Origin of the sequence: Pelomonas baiyunensis (assembly GCF_043555935.1) — a bacterium.
GTDB lineage: Bacteria > Pseudomonadota > Gammaproteobacteria > Burkholderiales > Burkholderiaceae_C > Pelomonas > Pelomonas baiyunensis.
Genome location: NZ_JBIGIB010000003.1, coordinates 698,247 through 723,368 on the forward strand (window position 1 = coordinate 698,247; position 25,122 = coordinate 723,368).

Consider the following 25,122-nt stretch of genomic DNA (forward strand, 5'->3'; position numbering starts at 1 on the left):
CGCGGCAAGGGCAGAATCTTTTGCATGCGACGCCTCCCCCCCCTGTCCCTCGCCGCCTCCTTGGCCCTTCCCCTGGCCCTCGCCCTGTTCGCTACCGCGGCCCAGGCCCAGCCCCAGCCCTCGCAGTCCCAGACGCCGCCACCCCAGCGGGGCGACGAGTTGCAGGCCATGCTGGCCGAGGTGAGCCCGGCGCGCATCGAGGCGCGCATCCGCAAGCTGGTGGGCTTCGGCACGCGGCACACCGCGTCCGACATTGCGTCTGAGACGCGCGGCATCGGCGCCGCCCGGCGCTGGATCACCGCCGAACTCAAGGCCTGTGCCAAGGCCTCGGGCGGCCGGCTGCGGGTGGAGGAGCAAAGCTTCATCGAGCCCGCCGGCAACCGCGTGAGTCAGCCGACTGAACTCGTGAACGTGGTGGCCACGCTGCCGGGCCAGGGTGCAAGCAAAGGCCGCGTGCTGGTGGTCAGCGGCCACTACGACTCGCGCAACAGCGACGTGATGGACTCGCTGGGCGAAGCCCCCGGCGCCAACGACGACGCCTCCGGCACCGTGGCCGTGATGGAGCTGGCCTGCGTGATGGCCCGCCAGGCCGCGCAGCGGCCGTTCGACGCCACGCTCGTGTTCATGGCCGTGCCCGGGGAGGAGCAAGGCCTGCTGGGCGCGGCGCAGTGGGCCCGCGAGGCCCGTGCTGCGGGCACGAACGTCGAAGCCATGATCACCAACGACATCATCGGCAGCTCGCGCGGCGATGCCGGCCAGCGGGACGCCAAGCGCCTGCGCCTGTTCGCCGACGGGTTGGACCCCTTGGTGCGCCTGCTCACCGCGGCCAACGCCAACCGCCCCGCGACCGAGGCCGATGCCAAGGCCCTGGCGGCGATGCAGGCCGATTTGCTGCCGTTGCTGCAAGCCGGCGGCAGTGAAGACCTGCCCACCCACCAGCTCGGCCGGCACCTCAAGGCCGCGGCCGAAGCGGCCATGCCGGGCTTCACGGTGCAGCTCATCCAGCGCCGCGACCGCTACCTGCGGGGCGGCGATCACATCCCCTTCCTGGAGCGCGGCTACGCGGCGGTGCGCATCACCGAGCCGTTCGAGAACTTCGCGCACCAGCACCAGAACCCCAGGACGGAGAACGGCGTGGTCTACGGCGACCTGCCCGAGTTCGTGGACTTCCCCTTCGTGGCTGACGTGACCCGCGCCAACCTGGCCGGCCTGGCCACGCTCGCCTGGGCGCCGGCTGCGCCCAAGGGCGTGCGGCTGGACGCGCGCGAACTCACCAACGATTCCACGCTGGAGTGGCAGCCCAGCGACGACCCCGAGGTGGCGGGCTACCGCGTCGTCTGGCGCGACACCGACTCCGCCGCCTGGCAGCAGGCCAAGGACGTGGGCCGCACCACGCGGGTGACGCTGCCGGTGTCCAAGGACAACGTGGTGTTCGGCGTGCAGGCGGTGTCCAAGGCCGGCTACGCCAGCCTGGCGAGCTATCCGCTGCCGCGCCGTTGAACTGCGTCCGCCGGCCGCTCAGCAGCCCAGGCCGGAGCCCTGGGCGCTGCAGGACTGGCTGTCCAACTGCAACACCAGCCCGTCCGGCATGCGGCCGGTGATGCGCAGCAGCTTGTAGTCGCTGGCATTCAGCGCCGTGCCGCCCAGCGTGGGCGCGAATGCGGCCGTGGTGGCGCCGGCGGCCAGTTCCAGGTCGGCCAGTTTGCTGGTGCAGGCCTTGTCGGTGCACAGCTGGGCGCGGTTCACGGCCAGGCTGGCCCGGGGCAGCGTCCAGGTGGGCGCAAACGTCAACTTGCCACCGGCGCTGCCCTTCAGGCCCACGAGTGCGGTGGTGGCGGCCGCCGCCAAGGCGGGCCAGGGCTGGCCCGTCTGGCTGGTGCTGGCCAGCGGCAGCAGCCCGGCCACGTCGATGCTGACGGAGGCGCCGTCCAGCCCATTCAGCGGCGTGCTGCAGACGGTGTCGGCAAACAGTTCCACCTTCAACGCGCGGCCGTTGCGCACGAAGTTGCGCACGACCGCATCGCCCGCCGTGCCGCTGGCCAGCGGCAGCGCCACCACGTTGCTGCCGCGCGTGGCGCCGCTGGCGGGGTCCAGGCTGGGCGTGGGGTCGCCCGCGCTGGCGCTCCACAAGCTGAGGTAGTTGCCCCCCGCCCTCTTGAAGAGCCCCAGCGGCACATCGGCGCCGCTGCTGTCTTTCTGGCTCACGCGGGCGCACTGCAAGGCCGCACCGCCGCTGACGTTGATGGCCGGAATCGCCACGTCCAGGTAGCGGCTGTAGCTGTCGTTGGCCAGCGAGTCGACGCGGCGCGTCAGCACCAGGCGCGCGGTGGCGGTGGCCTGCACCTCCAGCCGGTTGCCCAGGAACAGCCAGCCCGCAGCGCGCTTCACGGCCACCTGTTCCACGCCAAGGGCGCGCTGGAAGCCCTTGCTCGTCTGGAACATCAGGTTCACGCGGCACACCGGGTCGGTGCCGGAAAAGTCGCACCGGCCCAGCGTGGTGGGCAGCAGCTTGCCGCCGAACAGCACCTCGCCGTCGCCCAACACGCCGCCCATGCGCAGGCAGATCAGCTGCGCCGCCTCCACCGCGCCGCTGGAGGTGAGGGAGGTCGGGTCCAGGCTGCTGCGGGCGGCGCTGTCGAACACGGCGGCCAGGCCGCTTTGGCAGGTGGCGCTGTTGGCCACCGCCAGGGCCATGCGGGAGAACAGCGTGTCCAGCCCCGGCAGGTCGAGGTTGGCGGCAGCCGGTGCGAACTGCAGGCTGCCCAGGGTGTTGGCGGGCTCCAGATAGGCTTGCCCGCCGCCCATGCGGCCTTCCAGGGTGACGAAGCCCTTGGTGTCAGCGCCCAGACCCACCCCCACCGTGTCCAGCACCCGGTCGTGCCCGGTGTGGGTGCCCGGGGCCACCACGCCGGTCATGACGTTGAAGTCACTGGCCAGGCCCGCATCGCTGAACGCGGGGGCGAGCGCCAGGCGCAGCCAGCTTTGTGCAGCGATCAGCGAGGTGTCACTGACGCTGAGGGCGTCGCTCATCAGCGTCTCGGGGCCCTGGCCGCTGGCCAGGACCGCCACGGCGCTTGTCAGAGGGGTCAGGTTGACCGTGCCGCCGGCATTGGTGAGCGCCCAGACGCACAAGGGCTTGTCGCCCACGGTGCCGCAGGCCTCCACGCGGAAGGTGCCGGTGCCCGTGAGGGTGATGGGCCCGTAGGCGCCGGTGGCCGCCGTGACGCTGCGGCCCGAGGCCACGACTTTGCCGGTGGTGTCCAGCACCCGCACGGTGGCTCCGTTGAGGGCCAGTCCGGCCGCCACCACGCCCGAGACCGGCGGGGGCGGTGGCGGAGGTGGCGGGGGGGGCGGCGTTGGCGTCGGTGTGGGCGCTGGCGTTGGGGCCGGGGTCGGGCTTGGAGACGGCGTGGGCGTCGGCGCCGGGGTGGGCGACGGCGTCGGCGACGGTGTGGGGCTGGGCGTCGGGCTTGGCGTTGGAGCCGGACTGGGCGTGGGGCTGGGCGAGGGGGACGGAGAGGGCGTCGGCGAGGGGGATGGCGATGGCGACGGATTCGGCGTCGGCATCGGCAGCGGCGTGGGCGTGGCGGCCGGGGGCGGCGGCGGGATGGGGGTGTCGGCGGTGCTGCCACCACCGCCTCCGCAGGCGGCCAGCGCCAGCAGCATGGGCCAGGCGTAGGCCGAGGGGCCGTAGCGGCGCGGTGCGGGCGGCGACGCGATCTCGCGCAGGGGCGGGCGGGCGGCAGGGGCGGGCGAGTTCATCCGGCAGTCGGGCGGTTTACAGCCACTCAACTGTAGGGGCCGCAGCCGCGCCAGGGTGCATCGATCTGTGCGGTTGCGCCGGCGCTTCTCAGTGCACTTCTGGGCGGACTTCTGGGCGGACGTCCCGGGGGCGCATCCCCGGGGCCCGTGGGGCTCGGCGCGGTGTCAGCGCCGGAGGGCGTCAGTCCTTGTCGTGACCACGGCCATGCCCATGGCCGCGCCCGCGGCCCCGGCCCCGGCCGCGGTCGTCGCGGTCGTCCCGGTCCTCGCGCCGCTCCACCACCACATGCTGGCGGTACCAGCCGTCTTCGATGAAGTACACCGGCGCGCCGCAGGCGCCGTAATGCGCGCAGTGCTTTCGCCAGTCTTTGCGGTGGCCGGGCGGCACCCACAGGTACATCGGCTCGGCGGCGTACACCGGCCGGCCGATGACCACCGGTTGCGGCGCCACCAGCACGGGCTGCGGGTAGCGGCCGATGTCCACTCGGCCGTAGACGCCCGGTTGGCTGAAGCCGATGGACACCGCCACGTCGGCCGCGTGGGCCACCGGGCTCAGGGCCGCGAGGGCCAGGGCGGCCACGCCGGCGAGTTGGGTCGGGGAGGTCAGTTGCTTCATGCGCAGCAGTGTCGCCTGGCGGTGCAAGCGACGGTGTAGGACAGTGGCGCAAATGGTCTGCGCGGAGTGCGGCTGCGGCGTTGTCCTACAGGGGGCTCAGGCTTGGCCGACAAGGCAGCGCGACTGGGGCGCCGAAGCTTTCGGATCCTGGTGATGGAGCCGCTCGATGACCCAGCCCACCGCCCCTTCGGCGGCCGAACGCGCCCTGGCGCAGAACGCACGATTCCTGGACCGCTGCTGCCGCCTGGCCGGCGTGGGCGCCTGCGAGTGGTGGCCGGCCTCCGGGCAACTGGTGGTGTCGGACGCCGCCTGCGAGCTGCTCGGGCTGCCCGCCGGGCGGGTGCCCACGCTGGCCGCCGTGCTGGGCGCCTTCGGCCCTGATGGTGCGGCCATGCTGGACGCCGCCCTGCAGCGCGCCGCCGAACAAGGGCAGGGCTGGGACGTGGAGTTGCCCTGTGGCACCGGCCGGGTGCTGCGGGTGGTGGGGCGGGCCGATGCTGCGGTGGCAGGGGCCGATGCCGGGACCGATGCCGAAGTGGGCGCTGAAGGCTCTTCATCGCCGACGGGGCCCGTCAGCCTGGTGCTGCTGGATGTGACCGAGCCGGCCGCCGTGCGTGCCGAGCTGGAGCGGGCGCTGGACCGGCTGGACCTGGCCACGCACAGCGGCGGTGTGGGCGTGTGGGATTGGGACTTGACCCCCGGCCCGCGGGCCGGGCGCCTGACCTGGGACGACGCGATGTGGCGCCTGCACGGCGAGACCGCCCGCCCAGCGGGCCTGGACCTGGCCGCGTGGCGCCGCCGCCTGCTGCCGCCCGACCGGCGCGCGGCGGCGCAGGTGCTGCGGGCCGCGCTGCGCGAGGGCGCCGCGCTGGACGGTGAATGGTGCGTGACCTGCCCCGACGGCGAGCTGCGCGTGCTGCGCTGGGCCGGCCGCGTGCTGCGCCACGCCAGCGGCCGGCCGGTGCGCGTGGCCGGCGTGTGCTGGGACGTCAGCGAACCGCGCCGCCTGCAACAGCAGCTGCAGGAGCAGCGTGAGCTGCTGGAAACCACGCTGCAAAGCATTGGCGACGCCGTGCTCACCACCGACGCCCAGGGCCGCGTGACCTGGCTCAACCCGGTGGCCCAACGCCTGACCGGCTGGCGGGCTGACGACGCCCAGGGCCAGCCCGCAGCGCATGTGTTCGTGACCGAGCTGCCGGCGGCGTCTGCACCCGCAGGCCCGGGCCCCGGCGAGGGCCCCGCCCATGTGGTGGGACGCTGCCTGCGCGACGGGCAGGTCACGCCGCTGGCGGCGGCCGCCGTGCTGGTGTCGCGCGACGGCCGCCGCCGGGCGGTGGATGCGTCGGTGGCGCCCATCCGCCACGGCGGGGGCGCGGTGCGAGGCACGGTGCTGGTGTTTCGTGACGTCACGCAGCAGCGGCGCCAGTTCGACGAGATCCGCTGGCATGCCAGCCATGACAGCCTCACCGGCCTGGTCAACCGCGCCGAGTTCGCGCAGCGGTTGAACCGCGCGCTGGAACGCAGCCGGCGCGACGGCAGCCACCACGCGGTGCTGGCGCTGGACCTGGACCGGTTCAAGCAGGTCAACGACCTGTGCGGCCACGCGGCGGGCGATGCGGTGCTGTGCGAGGTGGCGCGCCGCCTGCAGGCCGGCGTGCGCGGGCGTGACACCGTGGCCCGGTTGGGCGGGGATGAGTTCGCCGCGCTGCTGGAGAACTGCGGGCCGGACGAAGCCGAGCGCGTGGCCGAGGCCCTGTGCCGCAGCGTGGCCCAGGTGCGGCATGAGCAGGGGCCGCATCGCGTGCAGCTGGGGGTCAGCATCGGCGTGGCCGCGCTGGGGCCGCGGGCCGCCACGGCCGATGCCGTGCTGCAGCAGGCCGACGCGGCCTGCCTGGCCGCCAAGGCGGCCGGGCGCAACCGGGTGCAGTTGGTGCCGCTGGCGGCGTGAACGGGGTGGGCGCGCCCCGGTCGGACGGTCCCGCCGGACGGACCGGCAGGCGCCAAGCGCCTCAGGCCGTGAGACGCGCGGCGGGTGCAGTCGGCCCTTCCGCCCGTGCGCTGTCCAGCGCGCCGGGTTCGGACAGCGGGGCCGGTTCGGTGCCGGTGGCATCGCCCGCCGGCGGCTCGGTGTCGGCCGTGACCGGCAGGCGGGCCAGCACCAGCGTGCCGCGCCCGGGGGTGGACAGCAGTTGCAGCGTGCCGCCCAGGCTTTCCATGCGGTAGCGCATGCCCAGCAGCCCGTGGTGACCGGAGCCCACGGCGTCGGGGTTGAAGCCCTGGCCGTCGTCGCGGATCTGCAGCTGCAGCCAGCCGTCCGTCGCCTGCAGCGACACCCGCACCACGCGCGCCTTGGCATGGCGCAGCACGTTGGTCAGCGCCTCCTGCACCAGCCGGTACAGCGCCAGCCGCCCGGCTTCGTTGGTGGGCGCGTCATCCAGCTCGATCTGCAGTTGCAGGCCCGAGCGCTGGGCGAACTCCTGCGTGAAGATCTCCAGCGCCGGAATCAGGCCCAGGTTGGACAGCGCCGACGGGCGCAGGTCTTCGATGATGCGGCGCTTGAGCGCAATGCCCTGGTCCAGCAACTCGCTCATGTGCTTGAGCCGGTCGTCAATCTCCGGGGCCGCGGTTTTCGTCATGCGGCGGATGCGGGCCACGTCCAGCTTGGCGGCGGTCAGCAGCGCGCCCAGTTCGTCGTGCAGCTCGCGGGCCAGGTGGGCACGCTCGTCTTCGCGCACGGTTTGCAAGTGCTGGGCGAGTTCGGTCAGCTCGGCGGTGCGGCGGGCCACTTCGCGGTCCAGCCGGTCGCGCTCTTGCGCCAGCTCCTGCGCGTGGCCGCGGCGGGCGGCGTGCAGGGCCTCATTGCGGCGCAGGAACACCGCCAGCCCCACCAGGCTTAGCAGCGTGAGCGCGTGCACGCCCAGGCGGCCGTAGTTCAGCGAGCGGGCCACGGCGTCGCGCTCGGACGCGATCTGCGTCAGCTCGTGGGCGTCCAGCTGCGCCACGGCCTCGCGCACCGCCTGCATCTTTTCGCGGCCGATGTCCGACTCCACCAGGCCGCGCCAGGCGCTGTCTTGCCCGTCGCGGTAGAGCTTCACCACCAGCTGCAGTTCCGAGAGTTTTTCGCCCGCGCGGCGGCTGGCGTCGGCCACCAGCGCTTCCCAGGCGGAGCTGGCGTACTGCCCGCGCAGCCGCTTGAGCACGCTGGGCAACTCGGCCTCGGCCAGGTGCAGCGGGGCGAGGTAGTCGTCCCGCCCGGTCAGCAGGTAGCCGCGTTGGCCGGTTTCGGCGTCGGTCAGCAGTTCGCGCAGGCGCAGGCCGTCGTTGCGGGCCACGTGGCGCGCTTGCGATTGGCGCAGCGCTTCATCGGCGCCCCAGTACGCGGCCTCGCTCACGCCCATCACGGCGGCGGCGGCCAACGCGGCCAGGCCCACGGCCAGGCCACGGTTGCGGCTGGCACCTTCCAGCCACGGGTCGAGGTGGCGCAGCATGGCGGGCGCCTTCACGGCGCGCTCGCGGTGGCGGGCGTGGGGGGCTCGGCCAGCTCGGCGCAGTAGCTGATGAGGTCGTCCAGTTCGCGGCTTTTGTCGAACACGCGCTCGGCGCCAAGGCTCTCGCAGCGGCGGCGCATTTCTTCAGTCGCGTAGTTGGTGAGCACCACGCGGCGGGCGCGCACGCCCAGCTGCTGGGCCGCCTGCAGCACGCCCAGGCCGGTGCCGGAGCGCAGGAACACGTCGACGATGAACAGGTCGGCGCTGGCGTCGGGGTCGCGCTTCATCCAGCGCACCGCGCCAGCTTCGTCAGGCACCGAGCCCACCACCTCCACCTGGGCCAGTTCCTCCAGCGTCGCGATCAGGTTTTCCAGGATCACCGGGCTGTCTTCAACGATGAACGCTTTGAGTGCTGGCATGGCCCGACGGCGGCGCTGGAAGGGGAGGGGAGGCGCAAGTATGGCCCGCTTCGGCCGCGGGCAGGGCGCGCCAGCAGCGCATTGCGCTGTAGGACGCGTCCTAGGCCGGCGTGCCTCAGGAGCTGTGGCGCACGGCAATGTCGTTGCGCACGGCCACCACGCCGGAGGTCTCGCGGGCGAGCTTCTCGGCCATGGCCTTTTCTTCGTGCGACTTGGCAAAGCCCGACAGCTGGACGGTGCCCTTCATCGTCTCCACGCTGATGGCCATGGCGCTGACGGTCGGGTCGGCGGCGAACTTGGCCTTGACGCGGGTGGTGAGGGCCGTGTCGTCGACGTAGGCGCCGACGCTTTCCTGGTTGCGCGTGACGGCGCAGCCGCTGGTGGTGGCCACAGTGGCCACCAGAGCAGCAGCCAGGGCGAGGGTAAGGGCAGACTTGTTGAGCATGAGGTTCTCCTGAGGGTGGGCGGCTTCGGTGAGCCGCTGGGTCTCACTGTGGCGGGCGCGCCGGGCGGGCCGGGTCGTCCCGCAGCGCGGCCGGATGTCGGACGGCGCTGGGCCAGCTGTAGGACAGGCGGCGCGGCCCGGGCGTGGTCACGTCGGCGTGGCGCTGCTACGCTGCCGGCCCGCTCCCCAACTCCTTGCATCCCCGGCCCATGATCCGCATCGGCATCGTTGACGACCACGCCATCGTGCGGGCCGGCCTGCGCCAGTTCCTGTCCGAGCACGTGGACCTGCGCGTGACAGCCGAGGGCGGCACCGGGCGCGAGGCGCTGGAGATGGCGCGTGCCGGCACGGTGGATGTGCTGCTGCTGGACATTTCCATGCCCGACCAGAGCGGTGTGGACGCGCTGGCGGCAATCAAGGCGCGATTCCCGGACCTGCCGGTGCTGATCCTGAGTGGCTTCCCCGAGGCGCACTACGCCACGACCTTGCTGCGCCAAGGGGCCAGCGGCTATCTGAACAAGGAATGCGACCCGGAGGAGATTGCCGACGCGGTGCGCGTGGTGGCCCGGGGGCGGCGCTACATCAGCCCGGCCGTGGCCGAGCAGTTGGCCGACAGCGTGGCCGGCGCGGGTGGGGCGGCGGGCGCGGCCGATCGGCCGGCGCACGAGGCGCTGTCTGAGCGGGAGTTTCAGGTGTTCTTGCGGCTCGCCCGCGGCGAGACCGTGGGGCACATGGCCGATGCGCTGTGCCTGAGCGTCAAGACCGTCAGCACCTACCGCACCCGCGTGCTGGAGAAGCTGCGCCTGGCCACCAACAGCGACCTGACTTACTACGCGCTCAAGAACGGGCTCATCGAGTGAGGGCCACCACGGCGACGGCGTGCTCGCCCTCGCTGTGCAACGCCACCAACGCCCACGGCAGGGCTGATTCGTAGCCCACGTCCACCTCCACCGCCGCCGGTGCGGCGGCCCACCAGGCGGCCAACGTGGGCCAGCGGGGGCGGTGCGAGGCCCGGGGCTGGATGCAGGGGCGGTCAGTGGACAGGGCGGTGAGGTTGCGAGCGGCACGGGCCATGTCGGGCTCCTGGGTGAACGGAGCCTGCAGCATCGCGCTGCGTGGGGGCCGGTGCTGTCGGTCGCGCGCGGGGTGTCGTGTCAGCGGTGGCTGACAACGTGGCGCGTTTGCGGTGACGGCGCGCGCCCCCCCCTCAGCCCGCCAGGGCGGCCGCCAGCAGCGCCGCAGCTTGCGGCACGGGCTGCGTGCCCAGCATGCGGCCGTCGCTGCTGAAGCGGGTGGTCACGAAGGCGTCGGCCGCGGCGGTGCTGGCTTGCTCGCGCATCAGCACGGCCTGGGCGCACAGCACCAGGCCCTGCGCCACGCGGCGGGCCTGGGCTTCCAGCGCGGCGGGGTCGCCGGTCAGCAAGCGGCGCAGGCGCTGGGCCTCGGCCTGCACCGGCGCGTCCGGGCTGTGGGCGAAGCCGTCCAGCAGCGCCAGGGCCACGTCGGGCTCGCGGGCGATGGCGCGCAGCACGTCCAGCGCCATCACGTTGCCCGAGCCTTCCCAGATGGAATTCACCGGTGCCTCGCGGTACAGCCGGCCCAGCACGCCGTCTTCCACATAGCCGTTGCCGCCCAGCAGCTCCATCGCCTCGCCGGTGCATTCAATCGCGCGCTTGCACACCCACAGCTTGGCGGCCGGCGTCATCAGCCGCTGCCAGGCAGGCTCGCCGTGCTCGAAGCCGCGCGCCAGGCGCAGCATCAGGCGCATCGCGGCCTCGCTTTCCAGGGCCAGGTCGGCCAGCACGGTCTGCATCAAGGGTTGCTCGGCCAGCGCCCGGCCGAAGGCGTGGCGTTCGCGTGCGTTGTGCAGCGCCTGCACCAGCCCGGCCCGCAGCAAGGCGGCGCTGCCAATCACGCAGTTCAGCCGGGTGTAGCCGGCCATCTCGACGAGCGTCGGGATGCCGCGCCCCTCCTGGCCCACGCGCTGTGCCCAGGCGCCGTGGAACTCCACCTCGCTGCTGCAGTTGCTGCGGTTGCCCACTTTGTCTTTCAGCCGCTGCAGGTGCACCGCGTTGCGCTGGCCATCCGGTGTGTAGCGCGGCAGCCAGAAGCAGGTGGGCCCTGCCTCGGTGCGGGCCAGCACCAGGTGGGCGTCGCTGGTGGGCGCCGAGAAAAACCATTTGTGCCCGGTCAGGGCATGGCTGCCGTCGGCCTGCGGCACGGCGGTGGTGGTGATGCGGCGCAGGTCCGAGCCGCCCTGCTTTTCGGTCATGCCCATGCCCACCCAGAGGCTGGCCTTGTGGGCGATGGGCGCGTCTTGCGGGTCGTGGGCACGGCTGAACAGCCCGTCGCGCACGGTCGCGAACAAGGCCGGTTCGCGCATCAGCACCGGAATGGCGGCCTGCGTCATGGTGGCCGGGCACAGGCTGCCGGCCTCCACCTGGCCGTGCAGGTAGCAGCCGGCGGCGAACTTCGCCCAGCGGCCGGGCGTGTCGGTGGCGAACACGTCGGCCACCAGACCCTCGCCGCGGTACATCGCCAGCAGCGTGTGCCACGCGGGGTGGAAGTCCACCCGGTCCACGCGGCGCCCGCGGGCGTCCAGCGTGTGCAGCTGCGGGCCGTGGCGGTTGGCGTCGCGCGCCAGTTGCTCGGTGTGGGCCTGACCCAGCTGCTCGCCGTAGCGGGTGAGGGGCGCCACGGCGTGGGGTGCGGTGGCGAGCAGCGCGGCGTGCAGGGCTGGGTCGGTGGTGAGCCGGTTGTGGCCCACCCAGTCGTCCACGAGGTTGTCGGCCATGGTGCGCAGTGGGATGGGGTCAGTCGGCCAGACCCGGCTCGGCCTGCATCTGGCTGCGGCCGGCACGCACGGCTTCGTACAGCGCGGTTTCGGCGCGGCGTTGCAGGTCGGCAATGTTGCGGTCGCCCGGGCGCAGCTTGGCCCAGCCGGCGCTGAAGCTCAGCGTCAGCCCCAGCTCGGCCGGGGCGCGTTCGGCCAGCGCGGTGCGCAGCCGCAGGTCCAGCGCTTGCGGGCCTTCGGGCTGGCAGCGGGCCATCAGCACGCCAAAGCGCTGCGTGCCCAGGCGGCCGGCCACGTCGCCCAGGCGCATCTGGGTTTGCACACAGCTGCCGAACAGGGCGAGCGCCCGGTCGGCGAGGTCCAGGTCGTGCTCGGTCTGCAGGCGGTCGAAGTGGTCCAGCTCCACCACCACCAGCGCCAGCGGTTCGTCGTAGCGGCGGGCCATGGAGATGAGGTCCACCGAGCGCTTCACGAACGCGGGGCGGTCGGTCAGGCCGGTGAGGCCGTCGGTTTGCGCCAGGTGCGCGAGCTCCGCCTCGGTCTGGCCTCGCCAGGCCAGCAGCAGCATGGGCAGCGTGAGCAAGAGCGCCAGCTGGCCGGCCAGGGCCAGCAGCAGGTCGGGCGTGGGTGAGGGGACGCCGAACTGCGTGACGGTCGCGCGCGCCAGCAGCGCCACGCCCAGCGGCAGCACGGCCGCCAGCCCCAGCAGCCGCCAGCGCCGCGTGGCCAGGCCCTGCAGCACGCTGGCGCGGCCCGGCTGCGTGAGCGCCACGCCCAGCCAGGCCAGTTGCAACGCCAGGCCCAGGTCGGCCCAGGTTTGTGCGGCGGCGCGGTCGTGCCACAGCAGCGCGTAGCCCAGGCCCAGCACGGCCGGGGCCGCTCCCATCACCGGGCGGCCGCGGCGGCGGCGCAGCCATTCGCCCAACGCACACCACAGGGCCGCCAGCCCGGCGCTCAGCGCCACCACGCCCGCGCTGTGCAGCACCAGTTGCGGGCCCACCCGGGCCGTAACGGCTGGGCTCACCAGCGCCAGGCCCAGGGCCAGCGCAAGCAGCCCGCCCTGTGCCCAGCGCCCGCCGGCCTGGCCGCTGCGCACGCCCATCAGCGTGACGAGCACCAGCGCGGCCACCAGGGCCTGCAGCGGCAGCAGCGTGAACAGCGCTTCGGTGAAGCTCATTTCTTCAGCGGGATCGGGGTGTCGCGCGGCACGGGCACGGCGGTCACGCTGTTCTTGGGGGAGCCGTCGATCAGGCGGTCGGAGTAGGTCAGGTACACCAGCGTGTTGCGCTGCGCGTCGGCCATGCGCACGATGCGCAGCTTCTTGAACACCAGCGAGATGCGCTCGTTGAACACCTCTTCCTGCTTGGCCAGCGGCTGCGTGATGCTGATGGGGCCGACCTGGCGGCAGGCGATCGAGGCCTCGGCCTTGTCCTCCGCCAGGCCGATGGCGCCGCTGATGCCGCCCGTCTTGGCGCGCGACACGTAGCAGGTCACGCCCTGCACCTTGGGGTCGTCGTAGGCGTCGACCACGATCTTGTGGTCCGGCCCGATGAGCTTGAACGCGGTGTCCACCGAACCGATGGGCTCAGCACCGGCGGCCGTGGCAGCCAACACCAGCACGAGGCTGGCCAGGGGGAGCGATCCAGTCTTCATCAACCCAGTCTAAAGCGCGCAAGCGGCTGCTGGCGAGGGCACGGCCGTCTGGCGCCCGGTGAAGCGCGGGGCTTCGGGGCGGCCGAGGTCGAAGTGGCTGAGTTGGTCGCTGCGCTGGTTGCACACATACAGGTGCCGGCCCACGCGGCCGGCGCTGCGGGGGTAGCTGCCGTGCACCCAGTGGTGGTCCAGCAGGCGCGGGCGGCGCGGCTGGGCCAGGGCGATGACGGCCAGGCTGTCGTGCAGGCGGTTCAGCGCATAGAGGTGCCGCCCGCCGGGCGCCACCAGCAGGTCGGACGCGTAGCTGGTGCCCACGAAGCCTTCGGGCAGCACCGACATCTCGTGCAGCAGGCGCGGGCCGGCGTCGGTGAGTTCCACGGTGGACAGCGTGGAGGATTCCTCCTGCAGCACGTACACCCAGCGCGGGTCGTCCGGGTGGAAGGCGAAGTGGCGCGGGCCGGAGCCCGGGCTCAAGGCGAGCTCCTGCGCGGCGGCCTGCGGCGCGCCGGCGGCCAGCGGCCACACCAGCAGCCGGTCGCGGCCCAGGTCGGTGCCCAGCAGCCAGCGGCCGTCGGGGCTGGGCTGGATCATGTGGGCGTGCGGTGCCTCGTGCCCGCTGCGGGCCAGGCTGCCCGGCGGGCCGCTGACCGCCTGGGCCGGGCCGAGCACGCAGGCCGCGCCTTCGCAACTGGCCCAGCTGTGCGCATCGGCCAGGCGGCCGTCGGCCTGCAGCGCCAGTGCGGCGAAGCGGGCGTCGCCGTAGTGCGCCACCCAGGCGTGGCCCGCGGCGAGGCTGAGCTGGCACGGGCCCCGGCCGCCGCTGGGCAGGCGTTGCAGCAGGTCCAGCCCGCCGCTTGCGGTGGGGGCATACACGGCCACTTGGTCGCTGGCTTCTTCTGCGGCGTACAGGCGCCCGGCGTGGGCCACCAAGGCGCTGGGGCTGTGCGCGTTGGGGGTGAGGCCGGCCGGGCGCAGGCCGCCGTCCGGGGCGATGGAGAAGCTGTAGATCCCTTGGCCCTGGGGCGCGTAGGTGCCCACATGCAGGCGTTGGGGGGGAAGGGCAGGCGCGGGGGTGGCGGTGGACATCAGAGGGGCCAGGGTCAGGCCGGGCAGGGTCAGCAGGTGGCGGCGTTGCATGGCAGGGGCCGGGGAATGGACAGCAGCGTCAGGTGGGGGTGGAGCATCGGCACCAGTCTCGCGCGGGGCGCGCCGGGCTCACAGCCACATCATGCGCGCACCACGGCCAGGGTCGCGGGCTGCACCTGCACCTGGAATGCGCGAGCGGCGGGCAGGGGCTCGCCGTCCAGGGCCAGGGGCACGGGTGCGGGGCTGGTGACCTGCAGCGTGCGCACGCCGCTGAGCGCCACACGCGGGTGGCTGAGGTGCCGGCCCGCCAGCAGCCGGGGCATCATGGCCAGCGCGCCCAGGCGGCCGAAGGCGCCCACGCGCAGCAGTTGCAGCACGCCGTCGTCGATGCGGGCGCCCGGCGCGGCGGGCATGCCGCTGCCGTAGGTGGGGGTGTTGAGCGTGGACGCGAACAGCAGCGGGCCGTCGTGCAGCCGTTGGCCATCGGCCTGCACGCACAGGTGGTGGCAGCGCAGCCGTGCGATCTCGGCCAGCGTGGCCCACAGGTAGCGCGGTTGGCCGCGCAGCCAGGCGGGCGCGGCGTGGGCGCGCTGGGCGATGGCGGCATCGAACCCGGCGGTGAGGCTGGACATGAACCATTGCACCGGCCCGCCCTCGGCCTGGAACCGGCCCACGTCCATGGGCGGGGCCGGGGCGTGCAGGGCGTGGGCGAGGGCGTCACGCCAGGCCATCCCCGCCAGGCCCAGCGCACGGGCCAGGTCATTGCCGGTGCCGGCGGGCAGCAGGGCCAGTTGCAGGCGGCGCTCCAGCAGGGCGGGCAGCAGTTGGTGCACGGTGCCGTCGCCACCAGCCACCAGCACGCGGCTGCCTTCGGGCAGGGCCAGCAGTTGCTGGCGGGCGTCGTCGGGCGATGCGGGCAGGCTCACGCGCACACCGGGCAGCGCGGCCTGCAGCGGGGCGGCCAGCGCGGCGCAGCGGCCGCGGGCGGCGTGGGGGTTGAGCAGGCACAGGGCCGGCGGTGCGGAAGCGAACGGGGCGGCGCAGGCCGTGGCAGACGGGGTCACGGCCCGCATTGAAGCGGGGGCGGCGTCCCACGGCCATCGGCGCAGACCCTGGCCCAAACCGTGGTGGCGTGCCTACACTGGGGCGAGAGCAGTGCCGTTGGCTGGTCTGCTTCTCGGTTCCTGCTTTGGCGGATCGCGCATGACCCTTCACGTGCCCACCCTGGTGCTGATGTTGGTGGTTGGCTTCGGCCTGCTCACGGCGCAGCTGTGGCTGGCCGGGCGCGGGGTGTTGCACCGCGGTGAGCTGCAGCGGCTGGGCTGGGCGGGCCTGGCGTTTTGCGCGGGCTTTGCCAGCTTTGTGATGCGCACCGGCGTGCCGGGCTGGCTGGCGTTGCTGATCGGCAACTGGTTGTTGATGGGCGGGCTGGTGGGCGTGGCGTCGGCCGTGTGCCGGCACCTGCTGAACCGCGACCTGCCGGTTTGGTACTTTGGGCTGTGCCTGGTGGCGGTGCTGTCGGTGCCCGCGGCGCTGAACGTGGCCACGCCGGTGCGGGCGGGGGCGATGTCGGTGGCCATGGCGCTGCTGCTGATGCCCGCGGCAGCGCTGGCCGCGTGGCGGGGCTGGCGCGGCGAGCTGAGCTTTCGCGTGGTGACGGTGATGCTGGTGCTGGCCAGCGCGGCGCTGCTGGTGCGCGGGGTGCATGCGGCGCTGTGGCTGCAGTCGCTGCCCGAGGGCAACGACGCGTGGCAGACCTGGAGCAGCGCGATCTTCATGCTGGCCTTCATGGCGGTGCTGGCGGCGGGGTTCGGCTTCGTGCTGGCCAACTTCGAGCGCATGGCCAGCCAGATGCGCAAGCTCGCCAGCGTCGACGGCCTGACCGGCGCCTGCAACCACAACACCACGCTGTCGCTGCTGGCGCATGCCATGGAGCGCAGCCGGCGCGAGGGCCAGCCCGTCAGTTTTGTGATGCTGGACCTGGACCACTTCAAGCGCGTGAACGACCAACACGGCCACGTGGTGGGCGATCAGGTGCTGAAGGCGGTGGCGCAGTGCACGCGCGGGCGGCTGCGCGGGTCAGACGTGTTCGGGCGGCTGGGCGGCGAGGAATTCGGCCTGGTGCTGCCGGCCACCGGCGTGGGCGGGGCGCGGCACGTGGCCGAGCAGGTGCGCCAGGCGGTGGAAGCCTTGGTGCTGCAAGGCGACGCGGGCCGCACGCTGCGCGTGACGCTGTCGGCCGGCGTGGCGGAGGCCGCCTTCAGCGACACGCCGGAAACGCTGATGCACCTGGCCGACAAGGCCCTCTACCAAGCCAAGCAGCAGGGCCGCAACCGGGTGGTGGTGGCCGACGACTGGCTGCGCAACTCGTCGCTGCAGGGCGTGACCGGCTGAAACGTTGTGCGGATGAGCCGCTGAGGCGTCAGCAGTTCTCGTACTTCCAGTTGCGCGACTTGCCTTCCGCCAGCCAGGCCACCGCCTGGGCAATGCGGCGGGCGCGGGTGTCCTCGCGCTTGGCCTCCAACACCCATTCCAGGTAGTCGCGCTGCTTGCTGGGTGGAAACGCCTGGTAGGTGGCCGCTGCGGCTGGCACACCCGCCAGCGCGGCGGCGAAGTCTGGCGGCATCTCCAGCGCGGCGCGCGGGGGGCGGTCGGCTTTCTGCGCGCGCGGGGCGCCTGAGCTCAGCAGCGCGGCGGCCGCCTGGATCTGGCGTTGAAGTTCGGCCGGTGGGGGCAGGTCGGCCAGGGTGGTGATGCGGCCGTAGTCGCCCATCGCACCGGTTTCGCCCGGGGCTGCGCCTTCGCGGGCCCAGAAACCGAAGGCGCAATGCGCCTTGAAGGCCGACATGCCGCAAAGCAGCTTGCCGTCCAGCAGGAAGTGCGGGCGGCTCCATTTCAGGGTTTCGGTCACCTCCGGGCAGGCTGCGTGCACCGCGGCGCGCAGGTGCTGCAGCAGCGGCTGCGCGAACGCCGGGGCGGCGCTCAGGTAGGCATCGATGCGGGGGTCGATCATGGGCATGGGCCAGTCTAGACTTCGGCCCCCTGCCACCGCCCCCCGGACTGACCCTTGCGCCCCGTGCTTCATCTGCTGCTGGCCCTGTGCGCGGCTTCGTGCTCGGCGGCTTGGGCCCAAAGTCCGGCGCCCACGCTGACCCTGGAGCAACTGCCCCGCCCCACCATGCCGCCGGGCGAAAAGGGCCCGGTGGTGCCCGCGCAGGTGGAGCGCTGGCGGCAGGAAGCCAAGGCGCTGGAGTACGGCGACGGCGTGCCGCGCAACGAGGTGGCGGCGGCCAAGCTGTACTGCCGGGCCGCACGCTATGGCGACGCCGAGGCGCAGTTCAGCCTGGGGTGGATGCTGACCAATGCGCGCGGCATCCAGCGCAACGATGCCGAAGCCGCCCACATGTTCGCCGCGGCGGCTGAGCAAGGCATGGCCCAGGCGCAGAACATGCTGGATCGCATGGGCGGCACGCCGTTGGGCGACCCGCCGCCCTGCCTGCGCCCGCCCGAGAACGACCCGCTCATCGCCGCTGCCGCCCCGCCGCCGCCCGTGGCGCCCAAGCTGGGCGGACCGCCGGGCAGCATCCCGGGCTTCTTCGCGGTGCCCGAGCCGGCCCAGGCGCCGCCTGCACTGGTGAACTACGTGAAGCTGGTGGCGCCGGAGTACAAGCTGTCGCCCAGCCTGGTGCTGGCGGTGATTGCGGCCGAATCCAACTTCGACGCCACGGCCGTGTCGCCCAAGAAGGCGCAGGGGCTGATGCAGTTGCTGCCCGAAACGGCCGCGCGCTTCAAGATCACCAAGCTCAGCGACCCGACCCAAAACGTGCGCGCCGGCATGGCCTACCTGCAGTGGCTGCTGGCCTACTTTGAAGGCAGCGTGCCGCTGGCCCTGGCCGGGTACAACGCCGGCGAGCGGGCGGTGGAGCGCTACCGTGGCGTGCCGCCTTACGCCGAGACGCGGCTGTACGTGCTCAAGATCCTGGCCGCCGTGGCTGGGCAGCGCAGCCACCCGTTCGACGCCAAGGTGACGCCGGCCAGCCCGGTGCTGCCGCTGATTCGGCGCTGATCCGTCGCTGATCTGCTGCGGTTGCGGGGGCTGGGGGCTCCGGCATCGGCAGGCCGCGTGAATTCCTGCCTCTGGGTGGCCCCTCCCTGCGCTGGGCTTGCGGGTGCTGCGGGTTAGCCTGCGGTATCAGCCGGCCGCCATGAGGCCCCCGGCTCGAACCATGCCGCCCAGCCCTGAAGCCTTGAACATCGACACCCTGTTGAGGGTGTACCTCGTGGTCACCGCCGTCCTGGCCGTGACCAGCTGGGGAGGGGCGCGTCACCTCAAAGAGCGAGGCAGCTTGCGGCTGTGGGCCTGGGCGTTCGGCGCCTCGGCCCTGACGCAGGCCGTGCGCCAGGTGCTGCTGCTGACGGACGCCTCGCGCGCCTGGCTGACGGTGGGGCACCTGGGCGGCTTGTGGTCTACCGCGCTGCTGTTGTGGGGCTTGAGCCTCTTTCTCGGTCAGGCGGCGCCGTGGCGGCGCTTGCTGTTGGTGGGCGGGCTGGCGTCCGTGGCTTGCCCGCTGTTGGCCGCCAGCGTCGGGGGCTTGTGGCCTTCTTTGGCGCTGAGCACGGCGGTTGCGGCCGCGCTGTCGTTCTGGGCCGGCCTGAAGGCCTGGGGTGCGTGGCGGCAGCAGGGCGGTTTCCCGTGGGGTTTGTTGACCTTCAGCCTGATGTTGGCGGCGGTGGTGTACGTCGGGCGCAGCCTGGATGCCTGGCCCGCCCTGGCGCGCGGGCCGGACCCGTTCCAGCACGCCAATGCCATCGGTCTGCTCGCCCTGATAGCCCTGACGCTGTTGCAAGCCCTGTCGCTGCTGCTGCTGTTGCAAGACCGCGCCATGCGCCGCATCCAGCAACTCATCGAGATCGATGTGCTGACCGGCCTGTTCAACCGACGCGGGTTCGAGGACCGACTGCGCCGCCTGCTGGCCCGCGCCAGCGCCCAGCCGCCGGTGCTGGCCGTGCTGGATGTGGACCACTTCAAGCGCATCAACGACAGCCACGGCCACGCGGTGGGGGATGCGGTGTTGAGCGGCATCGGGGCCCGGCTGCGCGCCACGCTGCGGCCGACCGATGTGGCGGTGCGCTTGGGCGGCGAAGAGTTTGCGGTGATCTGGGCCCAGGTCGACCCGCCCGACCCCGGCGGTGACGCCCGCCTGGGCGAGCGCCTGCGCGAAGCCGTGGCGGCCGAACCCTTCATGACCGAGGCCGGCCCGCTGCACGTGACCGTCAGCGTGGGCGTGGCGCGGGCAGGCGGAACGGCCGCATCGCCCGAGACGCCCGCCCAGCTGTTCAGCCGCGCCGACCAGGCCTTGTATGCCGCCAAGGCGGCAGGGCGGGATCGGGTGCTGACCGCGGCCTGAGCGTCGCGTCGCGCTGGCCCCTCGATCGCGGGGGCGCTGCGCGTGGGGCAGGGTAAGCCCTCGCTACAGTCTCGCCCTCGCGCCGCCCGGGAGGGGCGGCACAGGGAGAACGCAATGATTCGACGTGGGTGGAGCCGCCTGTTCTGGGTGCGGCTGGGGCTGTTTTTGGTGGCGGTGTTCGGGGGCGGGAGTGCGCATGCCGCCTGCGCTGCGGGCACCTGGTCCGCGGACGGGGTGACGAACTGCCAGCCGACGCCGCCGGGGTCCTACGCCCCCGCGCCAGGAACGACGGCGCCACAGATCTGCCCGGCCGGCTACTTCTGCCCGGCGGGGGCGGTGCAGCCGACGATGGCGCCCCCGGGCTCCTACATCACCTCGTCAGGGGCCTCGGCGCCCAACCGCTGCCCCGCGGGCTATTACTGCACCGGCGGTTCCGCCATCGCGGCCGCGCCCGCGGGCACCTACGCGCCGGCGGGCTCCGCCGCTGCCATCACCTGCCCGGCGGGCGCCTACTGCCTTGTCGCGTCCGCGGCGCCGACGCCGGCCCCGGCGGGCAGCTATGTTCCCAACACGGGCGCACGGTCGGCGGCAGACGCCGTCACGTGTCCGGCGGGGGCGTACTGCCTGGCGGGTTCGGTGGCGCCCACTGCCACGCCGCCCGGCACCTACATCGCCGCGACGGGGGCGACCTCCGCGGCTGCGGCCCTGATGTGCCCGGCAGGCTACTTCTGCACGGCGGGTGCAACGCGGCCGACGTTCGCGCCGCCCGGCACTTACATCACCCAGCTGGGAGCCACAGCGCCTCAAACCTGCCCGGGGGGCTACTTCTGCACGGGCGGCTCCGCCATCGCCGCAGCGCCTGCAGGCACGTATGCGCCGGCCGGTTCTGCGGCCAGCACCGTGTGCCCGGCGGGCTCGTACTGCCCGGCCGCTTCGGCCGCTCCCACGGCCGCCCGGGCCGGCACCTACGTGCCCAACCCAGGCGCCCGGTCGGCGGCGGATGCCCTGACCTGCCCGGCGGGCTCGTATTGCGTTGCGGGCGCTGCGGCACCCGTGGCCGCACCGGCGGGCACGTACATCTCAGCATCGGGTGCTACGTCGTCGGCCGCGGCCCTGATGTGCCCGGCGGGCTACTACTGCCCGGCGGGTGCGGCGAAGCCCACGATGGCCCCTCCGGGCACGTACATCACCATGGCCGGTGCGACGGCGCCGCAGCCGTGCCCGGCGGGCTACGTCTGCACGGGCGGCTCGGCCATCGCTGCGGCGCCTGCTGGCACCTACGCGCCGGCGGGCTCGGCGGTGGCCACCCTTTGCCCGGCCGGAACCTACTGCCCCGTGGCGTCGGCCGTGCCGCAGACGACGCCAGCGGGCGCCTACTCCCTGGTGGGCGCGAGCCGGCCGACTGCCTGCGCCGCCGACACCACCTCGTACGGCGGCGCCTCGGCCTGCCGTGGGTTGGTGGCGGGGGCGGGCGTCGGCCCCAGTGCGCTGATTCGCTCCGAGCTGGACTTCGGCAGCGTCGACACCGGTGCCAGTTCGACGCTGCGTTTGCAGTTGGCGAACGATGCGCAGCGCACGGCCGTGGGCGCTCAGCTGTTCGATCTGTCGGTGTTGACGCTCGCGCTGGGCGGTGCTCCGGGCTTCCAGCTGGCGTCGCCCTGGCAGCCCACGGTGCTGGGCGCCGGTCAGTCCTTGTGGCTGGACGTGGTGTACACCGGGGGCGCGACGGGTGCGCAGTTGGGCTGGCTGAGCTTGCAGACCGACCAGGGTGCGGGCTTTGGCGCCGCGGGCCAAGTGTTTCAGGTGGCCCTGAAGGCGATGACGCCGGCCGTGGCACGGGTGCCGGAACCCACTGGCTTGGTGGGGTTGGCCCTGGTGCTGGCCTGCGGGGCCTCGCTCCGGGCCCGTCGCCAGCGCCGCTGAGGCGCTGGGGCCCTTTTGCTGGGGGCGGCGTTCAGCGTCTGCCCCGGCCCTCAACGGGCCGGGTTGAGCCGGCGCGCCTGGCGCGTCACATGCTGCGGCGGTACTGCCCGCCCACCTCGAACAGCGCGCCGGTGATCTGGCCGAGCGAGCACACGCGCACCGCGTCCATCAGCACCTCGAACACGTTCTTGTTCTCGATGACCGCCTGTTGAAGCTTGGCCAGCATGGCGGGCGCCTGGGCGGCGTGGCGGGTGTGGAAGTCGGCCAGGCGGGTGAGCTGGCTTTGCTTTTCCTCGTCGGTCGAGCGGGCCAGTTCGATGTGCTCCGGCACCGGGTCGCCCTTGGGGTTGCGGAAGGTGTTGACGCCGATGATGGGGTACTCGCCGGTGTGCTTGAGCATCTCGTAGTGCATCGACTCTTCCTGGATGCGGCCGCGCTGGTAGCCGGTCTCCATGGCGCCGAGCACGCCGCCGCGCTCGCTGATGCGTTCGAACTCACGCAGCACCGCTTCTTCCACCAGCTCGGTTAGCTCGTCGATGATGAACGCGCCCTGGCTCGGGTTCTCGTTCTTGGCCAGGCCCCACTCGCGGTTGATGATGAGCTGGATGGCCATCGCGCGGCGCACGCTGTCTTCGGTGGGCGTCGTGATCGCCTCGTCGAACGCGTTGGTGTGCAGCGAGTTGCAGTTGTCGTAGATCGCGATCAGCGCCTGCAGCGTGGTGCGGATGTCGTTGAACGCGATCTCTTGCGCGTGCAGGCTGCGGCCCGAGGTCTGCACGTGGTACTTCAGCTTCTGGGAGCGCTCGTTGGCGCCGTAGCGGTCACGCATGGCCACGGCCCAGATGCGGCGGGCCACGCGGCCGAGCACGGTGTACTCCGGGTCCATGCCGTTGCTGAAGAAGAACGACAGGTTGGGCGCGAAGTCGTCGATGTGCATGCCGCGCGCCAGGTACGCCTCCACGAAGGTGAAGCCGTTGGAGAGCGTCAGCGCCAGCTGGCTGATCGGGTTGGCACCGGCTTCGGCGATGTGATAGCCGCTGATGGACACCGAGTAGAAGTTGCGCACGTTGTGGTGCACGAAGTACTCGGCGATGTCGCCCATCACCTTCAGGCTGAACTCGGTCGAAAAGATGCAGGTGTTCTGGCCCTGGTCTTCCTTCAGGATGTCCGCCTGCACGGTGCCGCGCACATTGGCCAGCACCCAGTCCTTGATCTTGGCGGCTTCGTCGGCGGTCGGCTCACGGCCGTTGTCGGCCTTGAACTTGGCCAGGTTCTGATCGATGGCCGTGTTCATGAACATGGCCAGGATGCTGGGCGCCGGGCCATTGATGGTCATCGACACGCTGGTGCTGGGGTTGCACAGGTCGAAGCCGTCGTACAGCACCTTCATGTCGTCCAGCGTGGCGATGCTCACGCCGCTGTTGCCCACCTTGCCGTAGATGTCGGGCCGCGGGGCGGGGTCGGCGCCGTAGAGCGTGACCGAGTCGAACGCGGTGGACAGGCGCTTGGCGGGCATGCCTTCGCTGACGAGCTTGAAGCGGCGGTTGGTGCGGAAGGCATCGCCTTCGCCGGCGAACATGCGGGTCGGGTCTTCACCCTCGCGCTTGAACGCGAACACGCCGGCCGCGTACGGGAAGCTGCCGGGCACGTTCTCCAGCATCAGCCACTTCAGCAGCTCGCCGTGGCATTCGTAGGTGGGCAGCACGACCTTGCGGATCTTGGTGCCCGACAGGCTTTGCGTGACCAGCGCGGTGCGGATCTCCTTGTCGCGGATCTTCACCACGTACTCGTCGCCCGCGTAGGCCTTGACCATGTCGGGCCACTGCTGCAGCAGCTGGCGGGCGTCGCCGTCGAGTTTGGCGCGGCGCTGCTCGGCCAGGTCGGCCAGCGCGGTGCGGGCGCCGTTCTTCTCGGGGTTGGCGGCCAGCAGCATGTCGCGGCTGGCTTCGAGTTGCTGGATCTCGCGGGCCAGCGCGGCCTGGCGGCGGGCACGGCCCTTGTAGCTGCGCACGGTCTCGCTGATGTCGGCCAGGTAGCGCACGCGGTTGGGCGGCACGATGGGCGTTTGGTGCGTGCTGTGGCGGGTGTCCACGCGCGGCAGGCGGCCTTCGGCCAGCGGCAGGCCCAGGGCGCCCAGGCGCACCTTCAAGGCCTGGTACAGCGCGGTCACGCCGTCGTCGTTGAAGCGGCTGGCCATGGTGCCGAACACCGGCATGGTGTCGGGCATCACGGTGAAGGCTTCGCGGTTGCGCTGCACCTGCTTGGCCACGTCGCGCAGGGCGTCGAGCGAGCCCTTGCGGTCGAACTTGTTGATGGCCACGAACTCGGCGAAGTCCAGCATGTCGATCTTCTCGAGCTGGCTGGCGGCGCCGAACTCCGGCGTCATCACGTACATGGGCACATCCACCAGCGGCACGATGGCCGCGTCGCCCTGGCCGATGCCGGAGGTCTCGACGATGACGAGGTCAAAGCCCGCCACCTTGGCGGCGGCGATGACGTCGGGCAGCGCGGGCGAAATCTCGGAGCCGAAGTCGCGCGTGGCGAGGGAGCGCATGAACACGCGGGCGCCGTTGCTCCACGGGCTGATCGCGTTCATGCGGATGCGGTCGCCCAGCAGCGCGCCACCGCTCTTGCGGCGCGACGGGTCGATGGAGATGAGCGCGACGCGGAGCTGGTCGCCCTGGTCCAGCCGCAGGCGGCGGATGAGTTCGTCGGTCAGGCTGGACTTGCCGGCGCCACCGGTGCCGGTGATGCCGAGCACGGGGGTCTTGATGTCTTTGGCTTGCGCGCGCAGCGCGTCGACGATGGCGCTGTCGGCCTTGCCGTTTTCGAGCGCGGTGAGCAGTTGAGCGAGCGAACGCCACGCGGCTTCCGTGTGGCCGGTGATGGCCGACAGCGCCTTGGGCGCGTGGACGCTGAAGTCCTGGTCGGCCTTCATGACCATCTCGCCGATCATCCCTTGCAGGCCCATGCGCTGGCCGTCCTCGGGGCTGAAGATGCGCACGCCATGTTCGGCCAGTTCGCGGATCTCGGCCGGCACGATGACGCCGCCGCCGCCGCCGAACACCTGGATGTGCTCGCCGCCCCGTTCCTTCAGCAGCTGCACCATGTACTTGAAGTACTCGACGTGCCCGCCCTGGTAGGAGCTGATGGCAATGCCTTGGGCGTCTTCTTGCAGCGCGGCCGTGACGACCTCGTCCACCGAGCGGTTGTGCCCGAGGTGAATCACCTCGGCGCCCATGTTTTGCAGGATGCGCCGCATGATGTTGATGGCGGCGTCATGCCCGTCGAACAGGCTGGCGGCGGTGACGAAACGGACCTTGTGGGTCGGGCGGTACTCGGCGAGCGCTTTGTGGTCGGCGGCGAGATCGGTCATGGTGTGTCTCCTTGCTCGGCGCGAATTCTAGGCGGCCAATTGACGTTAACGTCAATTAAACCCCGAGGCAGCCGTTCAGGGTTATCCGGCCCCGGCGGCGGCGCCTGCTGCCGCGATGATGCGCGCCTCGCCCATCCGGCGTTTGAACCCTT

General features: G+C 72.4%; 21 protein-coding genes. 8 read left to right on the plus strand and 13 right to left on the minus strand.

Annotated features, from left to right (window positions below; translation table 11 throughout):
* Positions 1-24 precede the first annotated feature (24 nt).
* Positions 25-1,500 (plus strand): M28 family metallopeptidase, encoded by a 1,476-nt coding sequence (locus ACG01O_RS13675; protein ID WP_394385463.1) that lies wholly within the window; start codon positions 25-27, stop codon positions 1,498-1,500.
* A gap of 18 nt (positions 1,501-1,518) precedes the next feature.
* Here ACG01O_RS13675 and ACG01O_RS13680 read toward each other — a convergent pair whose 3' ends face one another.
* Positions 1,519-3,309 carry a hypothetical protein gene (locus ACG01O_RS13680; RefSeq protein WP_394385465.1) on the minus strand — a complete coding sequence of 597 codons (1,791 nt, stop codon included), beginning with the start codon at positions 3,307-3,309 and terminating at the stop codon, positions 1,519-1,521.
* 100 nt (positions 3,310-3,409) lie between these two features.
* On the opposite strand from ACG01O_RS13680, the gene ACG01O_RS13685 reads away from it, so the two are divergent.
* Positions 3,410-3,679: a hypothetical protein gene (locus ACG01O_RS13685; protein WP_394385466.1), complete on the plus strand. Its 270-nt coding sequence runs from the start codon at positions 3,410-3,412 to the stop codon at positions 3,677-3,679.
* A 264-nt stretch (positions 3,680-3,943) separates the two neighbouring features.
* Here ACG01O_RS13685 and ACG01O_RS13690 read toward each other — a convergent pair whose 3' ends face one another.
* On the minus strand, positions 3,944-4,378 hold the full coding sequence (locus ACG01O_RS13690) for a hypothetical protein (RefSeq protein WP_394385468.1): 435 nt from the start codon (positions 4,376-4,378) through the stop codon (positions 3,944-3,946).
* Between the two features lie 166 nt (positions 4,379-4,544).
* Here ACG01O_RS13690 and ACG01O_RS13695 point away from each other — a divergent pair, with 166 nt between their 5' ends.
* Positions 4,545-6,326, plus strand: coding sequence for a diguanylate cyclase domain-containing protein (locus ACG01O_RS13695; RefSeq protein WP_394385470.1), 1,782 nt, complete (start codon positions 4,545-4,547; stop codon positions 6,324-6,326).
* 61 nt (positions 6,327-6,387) lie between these two features.
* On the opposite strand, the gene ACG01O_RS13700 is transcribed toward ACG01O_RS13695, so the two are convergent.
* The 3 genes from ACG01O_RS13700 to ACG01O_RS13710 form a co-directional block, all read right to left on the minus strand.
* Complete coding sequence (locus tag ACG01O_RS13700; protein WP_394385473.1) at positions 6,388-7,881, minus strand: CHASE3 domain-containing protein; 1,494 nt, start codon at positions 7,879-7,881, stop codon at positions 6,388-6,390.
* A complete protein-coding gene (locus ACG01O_RS13705; protein WP_394385475.1) occupies positions 7,878-8,285 on the minus strand; it encodes a response regulator transcription factor in 408 nt (135 codons plus the stop codon). The genes ACG01O_RS13700 and ACG01O_RS13705 overlap by 4 nt, the downstream gene beginning before the upstream one ends.
* 115 nt (positions 8,286-8,400) lie before the next feature.
* Positions 8,401-8,730: a BON domain-containing protein gene (locus tag ACG01O_RS13710; protein WP_394385477.1), complete on the minus strand. Its 330-nt coding sequence runs from the start codon at positions 8,728-8,730 to the stop codon at positions 8,401-8,403.
* Between the two features lie 209 nt (positions 8,731-8,939).
* On the opposite strand from ACG01O_RS13710, the gene ACG01O_RS13715 reads away from it, so the two are divergent.
* Positions 8,940-9,590, plus strand: a complete 651-nt coding sequence (locus ACG01O_RS13715; RefSeq protein WP_394385479.1) for a response regulator — start codon at positions 8,940-8,942, stop codon at positions 9,588-9,590.
* Here ACG01O_RS13715 and ACG01O_RS13720 read toward each other — a convergent pair.
* The 6 genes from ACG01O_RS13720 to ACG01O_RS13745 form a co-directional block, all read right to left on the minus strand.
* Positions 9,580-9,804 carry a hypothetical protein gene (locus tag ACG01O_RS13720; RefSeq protein WP_394385481.1) on the minus strand — a complete coding sequence of 75 codons (225 nt, stop codon included), beginning with the start codon at positions 9,802-9,804 and terminating at the stop codon, positions 9,580-9,582. The genes ACG01O_RS13715 and ACG01O_RS13720 overlap by 11 nt on opposite strands.
* Before the next feature lie 133 nt (positions 9,805-9,937).
* Positions 9,938-11,524, minus strand: coding sequence for an acyl-CoA dehydrogenase family protein (locus tag ACG01O_RS13725; protein WP_394385483.1), 1,587 nt, complete (start codon positions 11,522-11,524; stop codon positions 9,938-9,940).
* Positions 11,525-11,543: 19 nt separating this feature from the next.
* Positions 11,544-12,701 carry a GGDEF domain-containing protein gene (locus ACG01O_RS13730; RefSeq protein WP_394385485.1) on the minus strand — a complete coding sequence of 386 codons (1,158 nt, stop codon included), beginning with the start codon at positions 12,699-12,701 and terminating at the stop codon, positions 11,544-11,546.
* Positions 12,698-13,177, minus strand: coding sequence for a CreA family protein (locus ACG01O_RS13735; protein ID WP_394385487.1), 480 nt, complete (start codon positions 13,175-13,177; stop codon positions 12,698-12,700). Before ACG01O_RS13735 ends, ACG01O_RS13730 begins: the two co-directional genes overlap by 4 nt.
* A gap of 9 nt (positions 13,178-13,186) precedes the next feature.
* Positions 13,187-14,314 carry a lactonase family protein gene (locus ACG01O_RS13740; RefSeq protein WP_394385489.1) on the minus strand — a complete coding sequence of 376 codons (1,128 nt, stop codon included), beginning with the start codon at positions 14,312-14,314 and terminating at the stop codon, positions 13,187-13,189.
* Positions 14,315-14,403: 89 nt separating this feature from the next.
* Positions 14,404-15,327 carry a diacylglycerol/lipid kinase family protein gene (locus ACG01O_RS13745; protein WP_394385491.1) on the minus strand — a complete coding sequence of 308 codons (924 nt, stop codon included), beginning with the start codon at positions 15,325-15,327 and terminating at the stop codon, positions 14,404-14,406.
* A 139-nt stretch (positions 15,328-15,466) separates the two neighbouring features.
* Here ACG01O_RS13745 and ACG01O_RS13750 point away from each other — a divergent pair, with 139 nt between their 5' ends.
* Positions 15,467-16,657, plus strand: coding sequence for a GGDEF domain-containing protein (locus ACG01O_RS13750; RefSeq protein WP_394385493.1), 1,191 nt, complete (start codon positions 15,467-15,469; stop codon positions 16,655-16,657).
* A 28-nt stretch (positions 16,658-16,685) separates the two neighbouring features.
* Here ACG01O_RS13750 and ACG01O_RS13755 read toward each other — a convergent pair whose 3' ends face one another.
* On the minus strand, positions 16,686-17,282 hold the full coding sequence (locus ACG01O_RS13755) for a YdeI/OmpD-associated family protein (RefSeq protein ID WP_394385495.1): 597 nt from the start codon (positions 17,280-17,282) through the stop codon (positions 16,686-16,688).
* 57 nt (positions 17,283-17,339) lie between these two features.
* Between ACG01O_RS13755 and ACG01O_RS13760 the strand changes: the two genes are divergently transcribed.
* The 3 genes from ACG01O_RS13760 to ACG01O_RS13770 all read left to right on the plus strand — a co-directional run bounded on the left by ACG01O_RS13760 (position 17,340) and on the right by ACG01O_RS13770 (position 21,594).
* Positions 17,340-18,329: a transglycosylase SLT domain-containing protein gene (locus ACG01O_RS13760; protein WP_394385651.1), complete on the plus strand. Its 990-nt coding sequence runs from the start codon at positions 17,340-17,342 to the stop codon at positions 18,327-18,329.
* 160 nt (positions 18,330-18,489) lie between these two features.
* Entirely contained in the window at positions 18,490-19,671 is a 1,182-nt protein-coding gene (locus ACG01O_RS13765; protein WP_394385497.1) for a GGDEF domain-containing protein, read from the plus strand.
* A gap of 114 nt (positions 19,672-19,785) precedes the next feature.
* Complete coding sequence (locus ACG01O_RS13770) at positions 19,786-21,594, plus strand: PEP-CTERM sorting domain-containing protein (protein WP_394385499.1); 1,809 nt, start codon at positions 19,786-19,788, stop codon at positions 21,592-21,594.
* 85 nt (positions 21,595-21,679) lie between these two features.
* Here ACG01O_RS13770 and icmF read toward each other — a convergent pair whose 3' ends face one another.
* On the minus strand, positions 21,680-24,970 hold the full coding sequence (gene icmF / locus ACG01O_RS13775) for a fused isobutyryl-CoA mutase/GTPase IcmF (RefSeq protein WP_394385501.1): 3,291 nt from the start codon (positions 24,968-24,970) through the stop codon (positions 21,680-21,682).
* Positions 24,971-25,122 lie beyond the last annotated feature (152 nt).

Excerpts from the sequence above, each read along its gene's own strand:
- ACG01O_RS13675 (WP_394385463.1), top strand. The coding sequence starts at position 25 with ATGCGACGCCTCCCCCCCCTGTCCCTCGCCGCCTCCTTGGCCCTTCCC.
- ACG01O_RS13690 (WP_394385468.1), bottom strand. The coding sequence starts at position 4,378 with ATGAAGCAACTGACCTCCCCGACCCAACTCGCCGGCGTGGCCGCCCTG.
- ACG01O_RS13695 (WP_394385470.1), top strand. The coding sequence starts at position 4,545 with ATGACCCAGCCCACCGCCCCTTCGGCGGCCGAACGCGCCCTGGCGCAG.
- ACG01O_RS13705 (WP_394385475.1), bottom strand. The coding sequence starts at position 8,285 with ATGCCAGCACTCAAAGCGTTCATCGTTGAAGACAGCCCGGTGATCCTG.
- ACG01O_RS13710 (WP_394385477.1), bottom strand. The coding sequence starts at position 8,730 with ATGCTCAACAAGTCTGCCCTTACCCTCGCCCTGGCTGCTGCTCTGGTG.
- ACG01O_RS13715 (WP_394385479.1), top strand. The coding sequence starts at position 8,940 with ATGATCCGCATCGGCATCGTTGACGACCACGCCATCGTGCGGGCCGGC.
- ACG01O_RS13720 (WP_394385481.1), bottom strand. The coding sequence starts at position 9,804 with ATGGCCCGTGCCGCTCGCAACCTCACCGCCCTGTCCACTGACCGCCCC.
- ACG01O_RS13725 (WP_394385483.1), bottom strand. The coding sequence starts at position 11,524 with ATGGCCGACAACCTCGTGGACGACTGGGTGGGCCACAACCGGCTCACC.
- ACG01O_RS13730 (WP_394385485.1), bottom strand. The coding sequence starts at position 12,701 with ATGAGCTTCACCGAAGCGCTGTTCACGCTGCTGCCGCTGCAGGCCCTG.
- ACG01O_RS13735 (WP_394385487.1), bottom strand. The coding sequence starts at position 13,177 with ATGAAGACTGGATCGCTCCCCCTGGCCAGCCTCGTGCTGGTGTTGGCT.
- ACG01O_RS13740 (WP_394385489.1), bottom strand. The coding sequence starts at position 14,314 with ATGCAACGCCGCCACCTGCTGACCCTGCCCGGCCTGACCCTGGCCCCT.
- ACG01O_RS13750 (WP_394385493.1), top strand. The coding sequence starts at position 15,467 with ATGACCCTTCACGTGCCCACCCTGGTGCTGATGTTGGTGGTTGGCTTC.
- ACG01O_RS13755 (WP_394385495.1), bottom strand. The coding sequence starts at position 17,282 with ATGCCCATGATCGACCCCCGCATCGATGCCTACCTGAGCGCCGCCCCG.
- ACG01O_RS13765 (WP_394385497.1), top strand. The coding sequence starts at position 18,490 with ATGCCGCCCAGCCCTGAAGCCTTGAACATCGACACCCTGTTGAGGGTG.
- ACG01O_RS13770 (WP_394385499.1), top strand. The coding sequence starts at position 19,786 with ATGATTCGACGTGGGTGGAGCCGCCTGTTCTGGGTGCGGCTGGGGCTG.
- icmF (WP_394385501.1), bottom strand. The coding sequence starts at position 24,970 with ATGACCGATCTCGCCGCCGACCACAAAGCGCTCGCCGAGTACCGCCCG.